Origin of the sequence: Serratia sp. LACPHL-BACT-2024-00286 (genome assembly GCF_043109535.1) — a bacterium.
Lineage (GTDB): Bacteria > Pseudomonadota > Gammaproteobacteria > Enterobacterales > Enterobacteriaceae > Serratia > Serratia sarumanii.
Map to the genome: position 1 here is coordinate 269,750 of NZ_JBICNA010000002.1, position 16,272 is coordinate 286,021.

The window sequence follows — 16,272 nt, forward strand, 5'->3', positions numbered from 1 at the left end:
CAGAGAGGAATAGATCGCAGGTGAAACCACAGGCAAAAAAAAAGCGCGGCCTAAGCCGCGCTGATTCATTAATTTTCGAGGCGAATAAGATTAGCCTTCGATTTTCGCCCAGGTGTCGCGCAGGCCGACGGTGCGGTTAAACACCAGATGCTCGGCCGACGAATAGCGACTGTCGGCGCAGAAGTAACCTTCACGCTCGAACTGATAGGCTTTCTCCGGCTGTGCGGCCGCCAGGCTCGGCTCGACGAAGCCGTGCTTGATCACCAGCGATTCCGGGTTGATGGTGGAGAGGAAATCTTCCGCCGCGCCCGGGTTAGGCACGCTGAACAGGCGATCGTACAGGCGAATTTCCGCCGGCAGCGCGTGCGCCGCGGACACCCAGTGGATCACGCCCTTCACCTTGCGGCCGTCGGCAGGATCTTTGCTCAGCGTTTCCGCATCGTAGCTGCAGAAGATGGTAACGATCTCGCCCGCTTCGTCCTTCTCGACGCGCTCGGCCTTGATCACGTAGGCATTGCGCAGACGCACTTCCTTGCCCAGCACCAGACGCTTGTACTGCTTGTTGGCTTCTTCGCGGAAGTCGGCGCGATCGATATAGATCTCGCGGCTGAACGGCACATCGCGGCTGCCCATTTCCGGCTTGTTCGGGTGGTTAGGCATGGTGACCATTTCCACCGCATCGCCCATGTTCTCGATGACGATTTTCACCGGATCCAGCACCGCCATGGCGCGCGGGGCGTTCTCGTTCAGATCGTCGCGGATGCAGGATTCCAGCGCCACCATCTCGACGTTGTTGTCTTGCTTGGTCACGCCGATGCGCAGGCAGAACTCGCGAATCGAGGCGGCGGTATAACCGCGGCGGCGCAGACCGGAGACGGTTGGCATCCGCGGGTCGTCCCAGCCTTCGACGATCTTCTCGGTCACCAGCTGGTTCAGCTTGCGCTTCGACATGATGGCGTATTCGAGGTTGAGGCGCGAAAACTCGTACTGACGCGGGTGGCAAGGAATGGTGATGTTATCCAACACCCAGTCATACAGACGGCGGTTATCCTGGAATTCCAGGGTACACAGCGAATGGGTGATCCCTTCCAGCGCATCGGAGATGCAGTGGGTGAAATCGTACATCGGGTAGATGCACCATTTATTGCCGGTCTGGTGGTGTTCGGCGAACTTGATGCGGTACAGCACCGGATCGCGCATCACGATAAACGGCGAAGCCATATCGATCTTGGCGCGCAGGCAGGCGGCGCCTTCGGCGAACTCGCCGTTGCGCATCTTCTCGAACAGCGCCAGGTTCTCTTCCACGCTGCGATCGCGGTACGGGCTGTCTTTGCCCGGCGCGGTCAGGGTGCCGCGATATTCACGGATCTGCTCCGGCGACAGCTCATCGACGTAGGCCAGCCCCTTGGTGATCAGCTCGACCGCATACTGGTGCAGCTGATCGAAATAGTCTGAGGAGTAACGAACGTTGCCGCTCCACTCAAAGCCCAGCCACTCCACGTCGTGCTTGATTGACTCCACGAACTCGATGTCTTCTTTCACCGGGTTGGTGTCATCGAAACGCAGGTTGCACTGGCCCTGATAGTCCTTGGCGATGCCGAAGTTCAGGCAGATGGACTTGGCGTGGCCGATATGCAGATAGCCGTTAGGCTCCGGCGGGAAGCGGGTATGTACCGACGTGTGTTTCCCCGACGCCAGATCTTCATCGACGATCTGACGGATAAAATTGGTTGGGCGGGCTTCAGCCTCACTCATTTCACTGTTCCTCAATGCAAAGCGCTACACATAACCGCCTATGATCCAACAAGCCACGTCTGGAAACAACCGTTTGTTGCACGAAAAATGCGGCGCGTTGCCCCCTCGGCGCGCAGCGCACCGCCGTGGGGCGAAACGGGATAAAAAAAGCGGGAAGAGATCGCTCTCTTCCCGCCAAATCGGGGCAAACTCCGCCATGATGCGTGGCCGGCCCCCGGTACTACTCAGGTAAAAACGGCCTTACTTTTGGATCTCGTACAGCTTGGTCTGACCGGCGACCACCGAGCCGCTGGCCAGCGCCGCCAGGCCGGCGTAGTCGTCAGCGTTGCTGACCACCACCGGGCTTATCATCGAACGCGCGTTGGCGTTGAGATAATCCAGATCCAGTTCCAGGATCGGTTGACCGGCTTTCACTTCCGCGCCCTCTTCCACCAGGCGTTTGAAGCCCTGGCCTTCCAGCGCGACGGTGTCGATCCCCATGTGCACCACGATCTCGGCGCCCTTGTCGGTTTCCAGGCAGAACGCGTGGTTGGTATTGAAGATTTTCACCACGGTGCCGTCCGCCGGCGCCACGACGATGTTGTCGGTCGGGCGAATCGCCAGCCCGTCGCCTACCGCCTTGCTGGCGAAAGCTTCGTCCGGCACCTGATCGAGCGCCACGACTTCACCGGTCACCGGCGCTACCAGCGTTTCAAACGCGGCTTTCGGCGCGTTCGGCACCGCCTGCGGTTTGGCTTCCGCGGCAGGGGCCGCCGCCGGGGCCGCCGCTGCCGCTACCGGGCCGGCTGCAATCACGTTGCGCATTGCGCTGGCGATAAGTTCAGCACGGGTGCCGACGATCACTTGCACGCTCTGCTTGTTCAGGCGGATAACGCCGGATGCGCCGAGGCGTTTCGCCAAGGCGTCGTTCACCAGCGCGGAGTCTTTCACGTTCAGACGCAGGCGGGTGATGCAGGCATCGATGCCGGTCAGGTTGTCGGAACCGCCGATCGCGCCGACGTAGCGACGGGCCAGCGTGGTGGTTTCGTTTTCGTCTTTACCGGCGTTGCTGTCGACGTTGACGTCATAACCGTCGGTTTCGTCACCGGCAACCGCCAGTTCGCGGCCCGGGGTCATCAGGTTGAATTTCTTGATGGTGAAGCGGAACACCACGTAGTAGATCACGAAGAACACCAGGCCCTGCGGGATCAGCATGTACCAGTGGGTCGCCAGCGGGTTGCGGGACGACAGCACCATATCCACCAGCCCGGCGCTGAAGCCGAAACCGGCGATCCAGTGCATGCTGGCGGCGATGAACACCGAGATACCGGTCAGCACGGCGTGGATCACGTACAGCACCGGCGCCACGAACATGAAGGAGAACTCCAGCGGTTCGGTGATGCCGGTAAAGAAGGCGGCGAACGCGGCCGCCAGCATGATGCCCGCCACTTTGGCTTTGTTTTCAGGACGCGCGCAGTGATAGATGGCCAGCGCTGCACCCGGCAGACCGAACATCATGATCGGGAAGAAGCCCGCCTGATAGCGGCCGGTGATGCCAACAACCGCTTTACCGGCTTCGATTGACTGCTGGCCGCCGAGGAAGTTAGGAATATCGTTGATGCCGGCCACGTCGAACCAGAACACCGAGTTCAGCGCGTGGTGCAGGCCGACCGGGATCAGCAGACGGTTGAAGAAGGCGTAAATGCCGGCGCCGACCGAACCCATTTTCTGAATGTGTTCACCGAAGTTCACCAGACCGTTGAAGATCACCGGCCAGATGTACATCAGAATGAAAGCGACCAGGATCATCAGGAAGGAAATGAGGATCGGCACCAGGCGGCGGCCGCTGAAGAACGACAGCGCCTTAGGCAGCTCGACGCCGCTGAAGCGGTTGTACACTTCGGCGGAGATGATACCCACCAGAATACCGACGAACTGGTTCTGGATCTTGCCGAACGCGGCAGGCACCTGATCGAGCGGGATCTTCTGAATCATCGACACGGCGGCCGGTGAACAGAGGGTGGTCAGCACCAGGAAGCCGACGAAGCCGGTCAACGCGGCGGCGCCGTCCTTGTCTTTGGACATGCCGTAGGCCACGCCGATAGCGAACAACACCGACATGTTGTCGATGATAGCGGAGCCGGATTTAATGAAGAAAGCGGCGAGCGCGTTGTCGCCGCCCCAACCAACAGGGTCAATCCAGTACCCGACGCCCATCAAGATGGCGGCGGCGGGCAGCGTGGCGACCGGCACCATCAGCGCCCGTCCCACCTTTTGCAAATAACTAAGAATGTTCACCTTTTCCCCCTATGTTGTCCGCGGACGGACCCTATTAGTAGTTTATTTGGAGCTCTCACTACCTTTTTAGAAACAACGCATGGCACGTATCACTCATGCCGAGTGTAAAAAATTTATTTTGTATCGCAAATTAAAACCTCCCTTTTTGTGATAAATATCACCAAAAAGTAGTCTTTCCCTCCCGGATTGCTGGCCATCACACAAAACTTATTTTATCATTCAAAAAATCAACCGGACGGACGATTCACGCGAGAATCATAAAGCTGGGTTACGCTTAGGACTCCCGCAGGCCCGTACAGTATAGCTTTAGTTTACTTATCCCAAGAGGTGTTAGATGAGACTTATCCCACTGAAAGATACCGCACAAGTCGGCAAATGGGCCGCGCGTCATATCGTTCAACGCATCAACGCATTCAAGCCAACCGCAGAGCGCCCGTTTGTCCTCGGCCTGCCTACCGGCGGCACGCCGCTGGAAGCCTACAAACATCTGATTGCGATGCACAAAGCAGGTGAAGTAAGCTTTAAGCATGTTGTGACTTTCAACATGGACGAGTACGTTGGCCTGCCGCAGGAACACCCGGAAAGCTACCACACCTTCATGTACCGCAACTTCTTTGATCACGTTGATATCCCTCGTGAAAATATCAACCTGCTGAACGGCAACGCCGCGGATGTCGACGCCGAGTGCCGCCAGTACGAAGAGAAGATCAAGTCTTACGGCAAAATTAACCTGTTCATGGGCGGCGTGGGCATCGACGGCCATATCGCGTTCAACGAACCGGCTTCGTCCCTGGCTTCGCGCACCCGCATCAAAACGCTGACCGAAGACACCCGCATCGCCAACTCGCGCTTCTTCGGCGGCGACGTCAGCCTGGTGCCGAAATATGCGCTGACCGTCGGCGTGGGTACGCTGCTGGACGCGGAAGAAGTAATGATCCTGGTGACCGGCCACGCCAAGGCGCAGGCGCTGGAGGCCGCGGTGGAAGGCAACATCAACCACATGTGGACCATCAGCTGCCTGCAGCTGCACGCCAAAGCGGTGGTGGTGTGCGACGAGCCGGCCACCATGGAACTGAAAGTCAAAACCGTCAAATATTTCCGCGAGTTAGAAGCGGAAAGCGTGAAAAGTCTTTAATCTTTGCAGGGGGCTACGATGTTCGCTTTAACCCACGGCCGAATCTATACCGGCCACGACGTACTTGATGACCATGCAGTCATTATCGCTGATGGGCTGATCGAGAGAGTCTGCCCGGCGGCTGAATTGCCCGCCGGCATCGAAACGCGCGACCTGGGTGGCGCCATCCTGGCCCCCGGGCTTATCGACGTGCAGCTGAACGGCTGCGGCGGCGTACAGTTCAACGATTCGCTGGAAGCGATTTCGGAAGAAACGCTGGAGATCATGCAGCGCGCCAACGAGAAATCCGGCTGCACCAGCTATCTGCCGACGCTGATCACCAGCAGCGACGAATTCATGAAGCACAGCGTCGAGGTGATGCGCGCCTATCTGAAAAAGCACCAAAACCAGGCGCTGGGCCTGCACCTGGAAGGGCCGTACCTCAGCCCGGTGAAAAAAGGCACCCATAACCCGGCGTTCATTCGCAAGCCAACGCAGGACATGATCGATTACCTGTGCGCCAACGCCGACGTGATCACCAAGGTGACGCTGGCGCCGGAGATGGTTGAGCCGCACGTTATCAAGCAGCTGACCGAGGCCGGCATCGTGGTCTCCGCCGGCCACTCGAACGCCACCTACGATCAGGCGCGCACCGGCTTCGCCGCCGGCATCAGCTTCGCCACCCACCTGTACAACGCCATGCCGTATATCACCGGCCGCGAACCGGGGCTGATGGGGGCGATCTTCGACACGCCGGAGGTCTATACCGGCATCATCGCCGACGGCCATCACGTGGCCTGGGCGAGTATCCGTAACGCCAAACGCCTGAAAGGTGATAAATTGGTATTGGTCACCGACGCGACCGCACCGGCAGGTGCAGATATTGACCAATTTATTTTCGCCGGTAAAACAATATACTATCGGGATGGGCTGTGCGTGGATGAGAACGGCACCCTGAGCGGTTCCGCGCTGACCATGATCGAAGCGGTGCAAAACAGCGTCGAGCATATCGGCATCGCGCTGGACGAAGCGCTGCGCATGGCGACGCTGTACCCGGCGCGCGCCATCGGCGTCGAGCACCGTCTGGGCACCATCGAAGCCGGCAAGGTGGCTAACCTGACCGCCTTCACCCGTGATTTTAAAATCACCAAAACGCTCGTTAACGGTAACGAGGTTTAATTCAATGAACAGCGAGTAACATTATTGATGAGCACCGGCGGACAAGCACAAATAGGGAACGTTGACTTAGTCAAACAACTTAACGGCGCGGCAGTTTACCGCCTGATCGACCAGCAGGGCCCGATCTCGCGCATTCAAATTGCCGAACTCAGCCAGCTTGCCCCCGCCAGCGTCACCAAAATTACTCGCCAGCTGCTGGAGCGCGGGCTGATCAAAGAAGTCGATCAGCAAGCCTCCACCGGCGGCCGCCGCGCGATCTCCATCGTGTCGGAAACCCGTCATTTCCATACCGTCGCGGTGCGTCTCGGCCGCCACGACGCCACCATCACCCTGTATGACATGAGCGGCAAATCGCTCGGCGAAGAACACTATCCGCTGCCGGAACGCACCCAGGAAACGCTGGAGAATGCGCTGTTCGCCGCCATCGCCCAATTCATCGAAGCGAATCAGCGCCGCCTGCGCGAGCTGATCGCCATCGCGGTGATCCTGCCCGGCCTGGTGGATCCGGCGCTGGGCGTGGTGCGCTACATGCCGCACATCAGCGTCAGCAACTGGGCGCTGGTGGACAACCTGCAGCAACGTTTCAACGTCACCAGCTTCGTCGGCCACGACATCCGCAGCCTGGCGCTGGCGGAGCACTACTTCGGCGCCACCCGCGACTGCGAAGACTCGATTCTGGTGCGCCTGCACCGCGGCACCGGCGCCGGCATCATCGTCAACGGGCAGATTTTTCTCGGCAACAACGGCAACGTCGGCGAGATCGGCCATATCCAGATCGATCCGCTCGGCGAACGCTGCCACTGCGGCAACTTCGGCTGCCTGGAAACGGTGGCCGCCAACGCGGCGATCGAACAGCGCGTGCGCCAGCTGCTGAGCCAGGGCTACCCGAGCAAACTGACGCTGGAAGACTGCGGCATCAACGCCATCTGCAAGGCCGCCAACCGCGGCGATCTGCTGGCCAGCGAAGTGATCGAACACGTCGGCCGCTATCTGGGCAAGGCGGTGGCCATCGCCATCAACCTGTTCAATCCGCAGAAGGTGGTGATCGCCGGTGAGATCACCGAAGCGGACAAAGTGCTGCTGCCGGCGATCCAGAGCTGCATCAATACCCAGGTGCTGAAGGACTTCCGCAAGAATCTGCCGGTGGTGACCTCCGAACTCAATCATCGCTCGGCGATCGGCGCTTTCGCCCTGGCCAAACGCGCGATGCTCAACGGCGTGCTCTTGCAGCGATTGCTGGAAAGCTGATCCGCCGCTTCTGGCAGGTGTGTTATCGTCACCCCTTGCCTGCCGTAATCATGAGAAACAGCGACAAATGAAAATCAAAAACGTTATATGCGATATCGACGGCGTGCTGCTGCATGACAATACGCCGGTGCCCGGCGCCGATCTGTTCCTGGCGCGCATCCAGGAACAAGGCATGCCGCTGGTGGTGCTGACCAACTACCCGTCACAGACCGCGCAGGATCTGGCGAACCGCTTCGCCGCCGCCGGGCTGGAAGTGCCGGAGAGCGCGTTCTACACCTCGGCGATGGCCACCGCCGATTTCCTGCGCCGTCAGGAAGGCAAAAAAGCCTATGTGGTCGGCGAAGGCGCCCTGATCCATGAGCTGTACAAAGCCGGTTTCACCATCACCGACATCAACCCGGACTTCGTGATCGTCGGAGAAACCCGCTCTTACAACTGGGACATGATGCATAAAGCCGCCTACTTCGTGAGCAACGGCGCGCGCTTTATCGCCACCAACCCGGATAGTCACGGCCACGGCTTCTCGCCGGCCTGTGGCGCGCTGTGCGCCCCCATCGAGAAGATCACCGGCCGCAAGCCGTTTTACGTCGGCAAGCCCAGCCCGTGGATCATTCGCGCCGCACTGAACAAAATGCAGGCGCACTCGGAAGAGACGGTGATCGTCGGCGATAACCTGCGCACCGACATTCTGGCGGGCTTCCAGGCCGGCCTGGAAACCGTGCTGGTGCTGTCCGGCGTCTCCACGCTGAGCGACATCGAAACCATGCCGTTCCGCCCGAGCTACGTCTACCCTTCCGTCGCCGATATCACCATCTTCTGATGCGGCCATGGCGGCCGCCCGGCCGCCATTATTTCCTTCTCCCTCAGTGTCAGTTTGAATTTAATTCGTTCATGGCCGTAAAAGGTTTCAGCCTGCCTGCGTTAAAAATCCTCATTATAACGTTACGCCCCGCCAATAGCTGATATTGCCGGCGAGCGGAAAACCCTTACCCCTAATTAATGAGGCTACCATGAGCACAAATAACACGATTAATGCCGTCGCCGCCGATGACGCGGCCATTATGCCGTCTATCGCCAATAAAAAGATCCTGATGGGTTTCTGGCACAACTGGGCCGCCGGCGCCAGTGACGGCTATCAGCAGGGCCAGTTCACCAATATGAACCTGACCGACATTCCCGCCGAGTACAACGTGGTGGCCGTCGCCTTTATGAAAGGCCAGGGCATCCCGACCTTCAAGCCTTACAACCTGTCCGATGCCGAGTTCCGCCGCCAGGTGGGCGTGCTGAACAGCCAGGGCCGCGCGGTGCTGATCTCCCTCGGCGGCGCAGACGCGCATATCGAGCTGAAAACCGGCGACGAAGACAAGCTGAAAGACGAGATTATTCGCCTGGTGGAAGTCTATGGCTTCGACGGCCTGGATATCGATCTGGAACAGGCGGCGATCGGCGCCGCCAATAATAAAACCGTCTTGCCTGCGGCGCTGAAAAAAGTAAAAGACCATTACGCCGCCCAGGGGAAAAACTTTATTATCAGCATGGCGCCGGAATTCCCGTATTTACGCACCAACGGCACCTACCTGGATTATATTAACGCCCTCGAAGGCTATTACGACTTTATCGCGCCGCAATATTATAACCAGGGCGGCGACGGTATTTGGGTGGATGAACTCAATGCCTGGATCACGCAGAATAACGACGCCATGAAAGAGGACTTCCTCTACTACCTGACGGAAAGCCTGGTTACCGGCACCCGCGGCTATGCGAAGATCCCGGCGGCGAAATTCGTCATCGGCCTGCCGAGCAACAACGATGCCGCCGCCACCGGCTACGTGATCGACAAACAGGCGGTGTATAACGCTTTCTCGCGTCTCGACGCCAAAAACCTGTCGATCAAGGGCCTGATGACCTGGTCAATCAACTGGGACAACGGCAAGAGCAAAGCCGGCGTCGCCTACAATTGGGAGTTCAAAACCCGCTATGCACCGCTGATTCAGGGCGGCGTCACCCCGCCGCCGGGAAAGCCTAATGCGCCGACGGCGCTGACGGTCGCCGAGCTGGGCGCCACCTCGCTGAAACTGAGCTGGGCCGCCGCCACCGGCGCCTCACCGATCGCCAGCTACACCGTCTACCGCAACGGCAACCCGATCGGCCAAACCGCCGGTCTGTCGCTGGCCGACAGCGGTCTGACGCCGGCAACCCAGTACAGCTACTTCGTTACCGCGACCGACACCCTGGGCAATACCTCCCTGCCGAGCAGCGCGCTGGCGGTCAAAACCGCCAATGACGGTACGCCGCCCGATCCGGGCGCGCCCGAGTGGCAGAACAACCACAGCTACCAAGCCGGCGACGTGGTGAGTTATAAAGGCAAGAAATACACCTGTATTCAGGCGCACACCTCCAACGCCGCCTGGACGCCGGACGCCGCCTTCACCTTGTGGCAGCTCATCGCCTAATCGCTAATCGATTGCCGGTCAAACCGGCCGGCAATCCCGTCATTACGCTAAAAATTGCATAATCGCTAATTTTCCCCGCCGATAACTGAAAATCCGTCAAAAACCGCGCCCAGGCAAACAACTATTTCTCAGCGTATGGCTAAAACGCTTGCATCTCATGCAGCTTTAGGCGCATTTTCATAACCACAGCGCAGCAAAACCGCGTTATCGCTGATGAATCGGCAATGCTGCCCATAACAGTAAAAAACAACATCACAGTCATAAAAGCCCGTTAGGAGAGTTGTATGTGTTCTATTTTCGGTGTGCTCGATCTGAAGTCCGATCCCGTTGAACTGCGTAAGAAAGCGCTGGAGCTGTCGCGCCTGATGCGCCATCGCGGCCCGGATTGGTCCGGCGTTTACGCCAGCGACAAAGCCATTTTGGCCCACGAACGCCTGTCGATCGTCGACGTCAACAACGGCGCTCAACCGCTGTACAACGCTGCGCACACCCACGTTTTGGCGGTCAACGGCGAAATTTACAACCACCAGGCGCTGCGCCAACAGCTGAGCGACCGCTACGCGTTCCAGACCGGTTCCGACTGTGAAGTGATCCTGGCGCTGTATCAGGAGAAAGGCCCGGACTTCCTCGACGATCTGCAAGGCATGTTCGCCTTCGCCCTGTACGACACCGAAAAAGACGCCTACCTGATCGGCCGCGATCATCTGGGCATCATCCCGCTGTACATGGGCCACGACGAGCACGGCAACCTGTACGTCGCCTCGGAAATGAAAGCGCTGGTGCCGGTGTGCCGCACCATCAAGGAATTTCCGGCCGGCAGCTACCTGTGGAGCCAGGACGGTGAGATCCGCGAATACTATCGCCGCGACTGGTTCGATTACGACAGCGTCAAAGACAACGTGACCGACGCCACCGCCCTGCGAACCGCGCTGGAAGAGTCGGTGAAAAGCCACCTGATGTCCGACGTGCCTTACGGCGTGCTGCTGTCGGGCGGGCTGGATTCCTCGGTCATCTCGGCGATCACCAAGAAGTACGCCGCGCGCCGCGTGGAAGATCAGGAACGCAGCGAAGCCTGGTGGCCGCAGCTGCACTCCTTCGCCGTCGGCCTGGAAGGCTCGCCGGATCTGCGCGCCGCGCAGGAGGTGGCCAACCATCTGGGCACCGTGCACCATGAAATCCACTTCACCGTGCAGGAAGGCCTGGACGCCATCCGCGACGTGATTTACCACATCGAAACCTACGACGTCACCACCATCCGCGCCTCGACGCCGATGTACCTGATGTCGCGCAAAATCAAGGCGATGGGCATCAAGATGGTGCTATCCGGCGAAGGCGCGGACGAAGTGTTCGGCGGCTACCTCTACTTCCATAAGGCGCCGGACGCCCGCGAATTCCACGAAGAGACCGTACGCAAGCTGCTGGCGCTGCATATGTTCGACTGCGCGCGCGCCAACAAGGCGATGTCCGCCTGGGGCGTCGAAGCCCGCGTGCCGTTCCTGGACAAGAAATTCCTCGACGTGGCGATGCGCATCAACCCGAAAGATAAAATGTGCGGCAACGGCAAAATGGAAAAACACATCGTCCGCGAATGTTTCGAGTCCTATTTGCCGGCCAGCGTGGCCTGGCGCCAGAAAGAGCAGTTCTCCGACGGCGTCGGCTACAGCTGGATCGACACGCTAAAAGAGGTCGCTGCGCAGCAAATCAGCGATCAACAGCTCGAAACCGCGCGTTTCCGCTTCCCGTACAACACGCCGACTTCGAAAGAAGGCTACCTGTACCGCGAAATCTTCGAGGAGCTGTTCCCGCTGCCGAGCGCCGCCGAATGCGTGCCGGGCGGCCCGTCCGTCGCCTGCTCGTCCGCCAAGGCCATCGAATGGGACGAATCGTTCAAGAAGATGGACGATCCTTCCGGCCGCGCCGTCGGCGTACACCAGGCCGCCTATAAATAATCGCGCGGCGCTTTCCCTCAGGGCGGGCCTTTTGGCCCGCCTTTTTGTTGCCTTTTCCCCCCGCCAACTGCCTGAATTGCCGATTTTATCGCCATAATGTTCACAACCCAGACAAACGGCGCTTCCGGGCACTTTTTCGGGAAAAAACTTGTTGACGCAAATCGGTCATATACGCATAATGCGCCCCGCAACGCCGATGAAGGCAAAGCAAAAAAAGAGGGCTACGTAGCTCAGCTGGTTAGAGCACATCACTCATAATGATGGGGTCACAGGTTCGAATCCCGTCGTAGCCACCATCTCTTTTTTGCATTTGCGGGAGTGGCGAAATTGGTAGACGCACCAGATTTAGGTTCTGGCGCCGCAAGGTGTGCGAGTTCAAGTCTCGCCTCCCGCACCATTTCTCTTCATCGTCGGCGCAGTATGTTGATGGGGTATCGCCAAGCGGTAAGGCACCGGTTTTTGATACCGGCATTCCCTGGTTCGAATCCAGGTACCCCAGCCATATTCCTTCGGGAATGGGGTTTCAACATAAGATTTGTTTGCAGGTGGGGTATCGCCAAGCGGTAAGGCACCGGTTTTTGATACCGGCATTCCCTGGTTCGAATCCAGGTACCCCAGCCATAACAAACTGCTTGCAAATCAAAGAAGTAAAAAGTACCATCGGCTACGTAGCTCAGCTGGTTAGAGCACATCACTCATAATGATGGGGTCACAGGTTCAAATCCCGTCGTAGCCACCATAATTGGGGTGTCGCCAAGCGGTAAGGCTCTGGTTTCTGATACCAGCATACCCAGGTTCGAATCCTGGCACCCCAGCCATATTTAGAAAAGCCCGCTTCGGCGGGCTTTTTGCTTTCCGGCGCTCGGCCAATCCTAACGAGCCCAGCCGCAGCCGAGCCCTGTCGGTTACAATCCCAACGCGTACTTCAACGCATGCTCTTTCAGCTTGCCCGCCCGCTGCGCGGCCATCAGCGCCAGATTGCGCGCCACGTTCAGCGGCGCCAGGTTATTGCTGAAAGCGGTATAGAACAGATCCATGCCGCTCTGCATCAGCAGATTGTCGGTACGGCGGCGGCGCTGATAGCGCAGCAGTACCGCCTCGCTGCTCCAGTCCTCTCCCTGCTCCCGCGCATCGCTTAATACGTTCAGCAAGGCATCCACGTCGCGATACCCCAGATTGACGCCCTGCCCGGCCAGCGGATTGATGGTATGCGCCGCATCACCCAATAGCGCCAGCCCCGGCAACACGTAGCGCTGCGCATGACGCCGCGTCAGCGGGAACGAACCGGCGGCGTGCACCTTAACCGGGCCCAGTCGCGCCGGGAAAGCGGCGGCGATCTCGCGCTCCAGTTGCGCCGGCGGCATCGCCTGCAGCTGGCGAATGCGCTGCGGGCTGTCATACCACACCAGCGACGCCCAGCTGTCGTACAACGGCAGGAAGGCACGCGGCCCGGATGGGAAGAAGCGCTGCCAGGTCACATCCTGCTGCGGCGCGCCGGTATCGACGGTGATCAACATGCACGCCTGACGATACTGCCAGCCGTTGGTGCCGATCGCCGCCAGCTTGCGCACCTGCGAGTTGGCGCCGTCGGCGCCGACAACCATGCGCGTCTGCAGCGTCTCACCGCCGTCCAGCGTAAGTTGCCAGGCATTGTCCGCCCGCTGCAGCGATTGCAGCCTGGTGGGGCACAGCAGCGTCAAATTGGCGCACTGCGCGAACTGCTGCCACAGCGCCAGCTGCAGAATGCGGTTTTCCACCATAAAGCCCAGCTCCGGCAGCCCCAGGGACACCGCGTCGAACGCCACGCGCGACGACGCCCACTCCCAGGTCTCCAGCCGGCGATACGGCGCCGTGCGCATCGCCGTCACGGCCTGCCAGGCGCCGAGCTGTTTCAGCAGCCCCACCGAGGTGCAGCCGATAGCGGAAATGCGCAGATCCGGCGGGCTTTGCGCCTCGAACGCCTGCGGCGCCTGATGTTCCAGCAACGCCACCGACCAGCCCGCCTGCGCCAGCCCCAGGGCCGCCGCCGCGCCGACCATGCCGCCGCCGACCACCACCGCGTCATACCGATTTTGAGATGTCTTCATATTGGCTATGTTTTCTGTGTGAATGCTCGCCATCCCACCCGGTATGGCGTTTTGCGCAGTGTACCGGATTTTCGCTCCGGCTTCAGGTTGCGTGCCATTTTCCCCCGCGCTGGTCACAACGGCGGCAAATGATTACAATACGCGCCCTGCATGTCGCGTAACGCAACTTTCGCTCCGCACTGAGTAATGGCAAGTCAATGACGAAAAAACTACATATCAAAACCTGGGGCTGCCAGATGAATGAGTACGATTCATCGAAAATGGCCGACCTGTTGAACAGCACGCACGGCTTCGAGTGGACCGAAAACGCCGAAGAGGCGGACGTGCTGCTGCTGAACACCTGCTCGATCCGTGAAAAGGCGCAGGAGAAAGTTTTCGCCATGCTGGGGCGCTGGCGCTTGCTGAAAGAAAAGAACCCGTCGGTGATCATCGGCGTCGGTGGTTGCGTGGCCTCGCAAGAAGGTGAACTGATCCGCAGCCGCGCGCCCTGCGTTGACGTGGTATTCGGCCCGCAGACCCTGCACCGCCTGCCGGAAATGATCAATCACGTTCAGGGCACCCGCAGCCCGGTGGTCGACATCAGCTTCCCGGAGATCGAAAAGTTCGACCGTCTGCCGGAACCGCGCGCCGAAGGCCCGACCGCATTCGTGTCGATCATGGAAGGCTGCAACAAATACTGCACCTTCTGCGTGGTGCCTTACACCCGCGGCGAGGAAGTGAGCCGCCCGAGCGACGACGTGCTGTTCGAAATCGCCCAACTGGCGGCGCAGGGCGTACGCGAGGTCAACCTGCTCGGCCAAAACGTCAACGCTTACCGCGGCGCCACGCATGACGGCGATATCTGCTCGTTCGCCGAACTGCTGCGCCTGGTGGCGGCCATCGACGGCATCGATCGCATTCGCTTCACCACCAGCCACCCTATCGAGTTCACCGATGACATCATCGCGGTGTATGAAGACACGCCGGAGCTGGTCAGCTTCCTGCATCTGCCGGTGCAGAGCGGTTCGGATCGCATCCTGACCATGATGAAACGTGCGCACACCGCGCTGGAGTATAAGGCGATTATCCGCAAGCTGCGCAAGGCGCGGCCGGCCATTCAGCTCAGCTCCGATTTCATCGTCGGTTTCCCGGGCGAAAGCCAGGCCGATTTCGAACAGACCATGAACCTGATCGCCGACGTCAATTTCGACGTCAGCTTCAGCTTCATCTATTCGTCGCGCCCGGGCACCCCGGCGGCGGACATGGTCGACGACGTCAGCGAAGAAGAGAAAAAACAGCGGCTGTATATTCTGCAGGACCGCATCAACCAGCAGGCGCTGCAGTTCAGCCGCCGCATGCTCGGCACCGTCCAGCGCATTCTGGTGGAGGGCACCTCGCGCAAAAGCGTGATGGAGCTGGCCGGGCGCACGGAGTGCAACCGTGTGGTAAACTTCGAGGGCACGCCCGACATGATCGGCCAGTTCGTCGACGTGGAAATTACCGAGGTGCTGACCAACACCCTGCGTGGCGCAGTGGTGCGCACCGAACAGCAGATGGATCTGCGCGTACATGAATCCCCGCAGTCGGTGATCGCCCGTACCCGCAAAGAAAACGCGCTGGGCGTCGGCATTTACCAGCCCTGACGCCGCGGCGGCCGCCTTATCGCCGCCCATTCGCGCTACTCCTTACCGTTTCTCCGCCGGGCGTCCGCGCCCGGTGATTTGCTTTTTTATTTTTTTATTGTTGAAGAGGCGACATAACATGCAACTCCCACACTGCCCGAAGTGCAACTCCGAATACACCTACCAGGACAATGCCCTGTTCATCTGCCCTGAGTGCGCCCACGAGTGGAGCGACAGCGCCCCGGCGGAAGATCAGGACACGCTGATCGTCAAAGACGCCAACGGCAACCTGCTGGCGGACGGCGACGCGGTCACCGTGATCAAAGACCTGAAGGTCAAAGGCAGCTCCTCGATGCTCAAGATCGGCACCAAGGTGAAAAACATTCGCCTGGTCGAAGGCGATCACAACATCGACTGCAAAATCGATGGCTTCGGCCCGATGAAGCTGAAATCCGAGTTCGTGAAAAAGAACTGATTCCCAGCGGCCTTGTTCTGTGATGACGCGGCGGGCTTTGCGCCCCGCCGCGTTTTTTCCTTTTCTTCCCTTGAATTTCGCCGACGGCGCACAGATAGATCAGCGGTAAACTTGCGCCGTTGCGGCGCACCATG

The 16,272-nt window shown here is 59.5% G+C and carries 11 protein-coding genes and 6 tRNA genes; 14 read left to right on the top strand and 3 right to left on the bottom strand.

Features of this window, described 5'->3' with window-relative positions; all coding sequences use genetic code 11:
* Positions 1 to 90 precede the first annotated feature (90 nt).
* Positions 91 to 1,755, bottom strand: a complete 1,665-nt coding sequence (gene glnS, locus ACF8MC_RS07865) for a glutamine--tRNA ligase (RefSeq protein ID WP_033655303.1) — start codon at positions 1,753 to 1,755, stop codon at positions 91 to 93.
* A gap of 240 nt (positions 1,756 to 1,995) precedes the next feature.
* A complete protein-coding gene (nagE, locus tag ACF8MC_RS07870; RefSeq protein WP_033647186.1) occupies positions 1,996 to 4,032 on the bottom strand; it encodes an N-acetylglucosamine-specific PTS transporter subunit IIBC in 2,037 nt (678 codons plus the stop codon).
* 334 nt (positions 4,033 to 4,366) lie between these two features.
* Here nagE and nagB point away from each other — a divergent pair, with 334 nt between their 5' ends.
* The 12 genes from nagB (at position 4,367) to ACF8MC_RS07930 (ending at position 12,793) form a co-directional block, all read left to right on the top strand.
* Complete coding sequence (nagB, locus tag ACF8MC_RS07875; protein ID WP_004939952.1) at positions 4,367 to 5,167, top strand: glucosamine-6-phosphate deaminase; 801 nt, start codon at positions 4,367 to 4,369, stop codon at positions 5,165 to 5,167.
* Between the two features lie 18 nt (positions 5,168 to 5,185).
* The gene (nagA, locus tag ACF8MC_RS07880) at positions 5,186 to 6,325 is read left to right on the top strand and encodes an N-acetylglucosamine-6-phosphate deacetylase (protein WP_033647188.1); all 1,140 of its coding nucleotides are present in this window, start codon (positions 5,186 to 5,188) and stop codon (positions 6,323 to 6,325) included.
* A gap of 27 nt (positions 6,326 to 6,352) precedes the next feature.
* Positions 6,353 to 7,573 carry an N-acetylglucosamine repressor gene (locus tag ACF8MC_RS07885; RefSeq protein WP_033637448.1) on the top strand — a complete coding sequence of 407 codons (1,221 nt, stop codon included), beginning with the start codon at positions 6,353 to 6,355 and terminating at the stop codon, positions 7,571 to 7,573.
* 67 nt (positions 7,574 to 7,640) lie between these two features.
* Positions 7,641 to 8,393, top strand: a complete 753-nt coding sequence (locus ACF8MC_RS07890; RefSeq protein WP_004939957.1) for an HAD-IIA family hydrolase — start codon at positions 7,641 to 7,643, stop codon at positions 8,391 to 8,393.
* A gap of 190 nt (positions 8,394 to 8,583) precedes the next feature.
* Positions 8,584 to 10,026, top strand: a complete 1,443-nt coding sequence (locus tag ACF8MC_RS07895; RefSeq protein WP_164105022.1) for a carbohydrate-binding protein — start codon at positions 8,584 to 8,586, stop codon at positions 10,024 to 10,026.
* 284 nt (positions 10,027 to 10,310) lie between these two features.
* Positions 10,311 to 11,975, top strand: coding sequence for an asparagine synthase B (gene asnB / locus ACF8MC_RS07900; RefSeq protein WP_033637446.1), 1,665 nt, complete (start codon positions 10,311 to 10,313; stop codon positions 11,973 to 11,975).
* Between the two features lie 219 nt (positions 11,976 to 12,194).
* Positions 12,195 to 12,271, top strand: a tRNA-Met gene (locus tag ACF8MC_RS07905).
* A gap of 16 nt (positions 12,272 to 12,287) precedes the next feature.
* Positions 12,288 to 12,372, top strand: a tRNA-Leu gene (locus ACF8MC_RS07910).
* 30 nt (positions 12,373 to 12,402) lie between these two features.
* Positions 12,403 to 12,477: transfer RNA gene (locus tag ACF8MC_RS07915), tRNA-Gln, on the top strand.
* 44 nt (positions 12,478 to 12,521) lie between these two features.
* Positions 12,522 to 12,596 (top strand) — tRNA-Gln (locus ACF8MC_RS07920).
* Positions 12,597 to 12,637: 41 nt separating this feature from the next.
* A tRNA-Met gene (locus ACF8MC_RS07925) sits at positions 12,638 to 12,714 on the top strand.
* Between the two features lie 4 nt (positions 12,715 to 12,718).
* Positions 12,719 to 12,793, top strand: a tRNA-Gln gene (locus tag ACF8MC_RS07930).
* An 87-nt stretch (positions 12,794 to 12,880) separates the two neighbouring features.
* Here the strand turns inward: ACF8MC_RS07930 and ubiF are convergent.
* Complete coding sequence (ubiF, locus tag ACF8MC_RS07935; RefSeq protein WP_164105023.1) at positions 12,881 to 14,062, bottom strand: 3-demethoxyubiquinol 3-hydroxylase; 1,182 nt, start codon at positions 14,060 to 14,062, stop codon at positions 12,881 to 12,883.
* 197 nt (positions 14,063 to 14,259) lie between these two features.
* On the opposite strand from ubiF, the gene miaB reads away from it, so the two are divergent.
* Both miaB and ACF8MC_RS07945 read left to right on the top strand, forming a co-directional pair.
* Positions 14,260 to 15,684: a tRNA (N6-isopentenyl adenosine(37)-C2)-methylthiotransferase MiaB gene (miaB, locus tag ACF8MC_RS07940; protein WP_049195581.1), complete on the top strand. Its 1,425-nt coding sequence runs from the start codon at positions 14,260 to 14,262 to the stop codon at positions 15,682 to 15,684.
* A 118-nt stretch (positions 15,685 to 15,802) separates the two neighbouring features.
* Positions 15,803 to 16,138 (top strand): zinc ribbon domain-containing protein YjdM, encoded by a 336-nt coding sequence (locus tag ACF8MC_RS07945; RefSeq protein WP_049195580.1) that lies wholly within the window; start codon positions 15,803 to 15,805, stop codon positions 16,136 to 16,138.
* Positions 16,139 to 16,272: the final 134 nt, after the last annotated feature.

Bases quoted from the DNA above. Each gene is read 5' to 3' on its own strand.
- nagA (WP_033647188.1), top strand. From the start codon at position 5,186: ATGTTCGCTTTAACCCACGGCCGAATCTATACCGGCCACGACGTACTT.
- ubiF (WP_164105023.1), bottom strand. From the start codon at position 14,062: ATGAAGACATCTCAAAATCGGTATGACGCGGTGGTGGTCGGCGGCGGC.
- ACF8MC_RS07895 (WP_164105022.1), top strand. From the start codon at position 8,584: ATGAGCACAAATAACACGATTAATGCCGTCGCCGCCGATGACGCGGCC.
- ACF8MC_RS07890 (WP_004939957.1), top strand. From the start codon at position 7,641: ATGAAAATCAAAAACGTTATATGCGATATCGACGGCGTGCTGCTGCAT.
- ACF8MC_RS07885 (WP_033637448.1), top strand. From the start codon at position 6,353: ATGAGCACCGGCGGACAAGCACAAATAGGGAACGTTGACTTAGTCAAA.
- glnS (WP_033655303.1), bottom strand. From the start codon at position 1,755: ATGAGTGAGGCTGAAGCCCGCCCAACCAATTTTATCCGTCAGATCGTC.
- asnB (WP_033637446.1), top strand. From the start codon at position 10,311: ATGTGTTCTATTTTCGGTGTGCTCGATCTGAAGTCCGATCCCGTTGAA.
- nagB (WP_004939952.1), top strand. From the start codon at position 4,367: ATGAGACTTATCCCACTGAAAGATACCGCACAAGTCGGCAAATGGGCC.
- ACF8MC_RS07945 (WP_049195580.1), top strand. From the start codon at position 15,803: ATGCAACTCCCACACTGCCCGAAGTGCAACTCCGAATACACCTACCAG.
- miaB (WP_049195581.1), top strand. From the start codon at position 14,260: ATGACGAAAAAACTACATATCAAAACCTGGGGCTGCCAGATGAATGAG.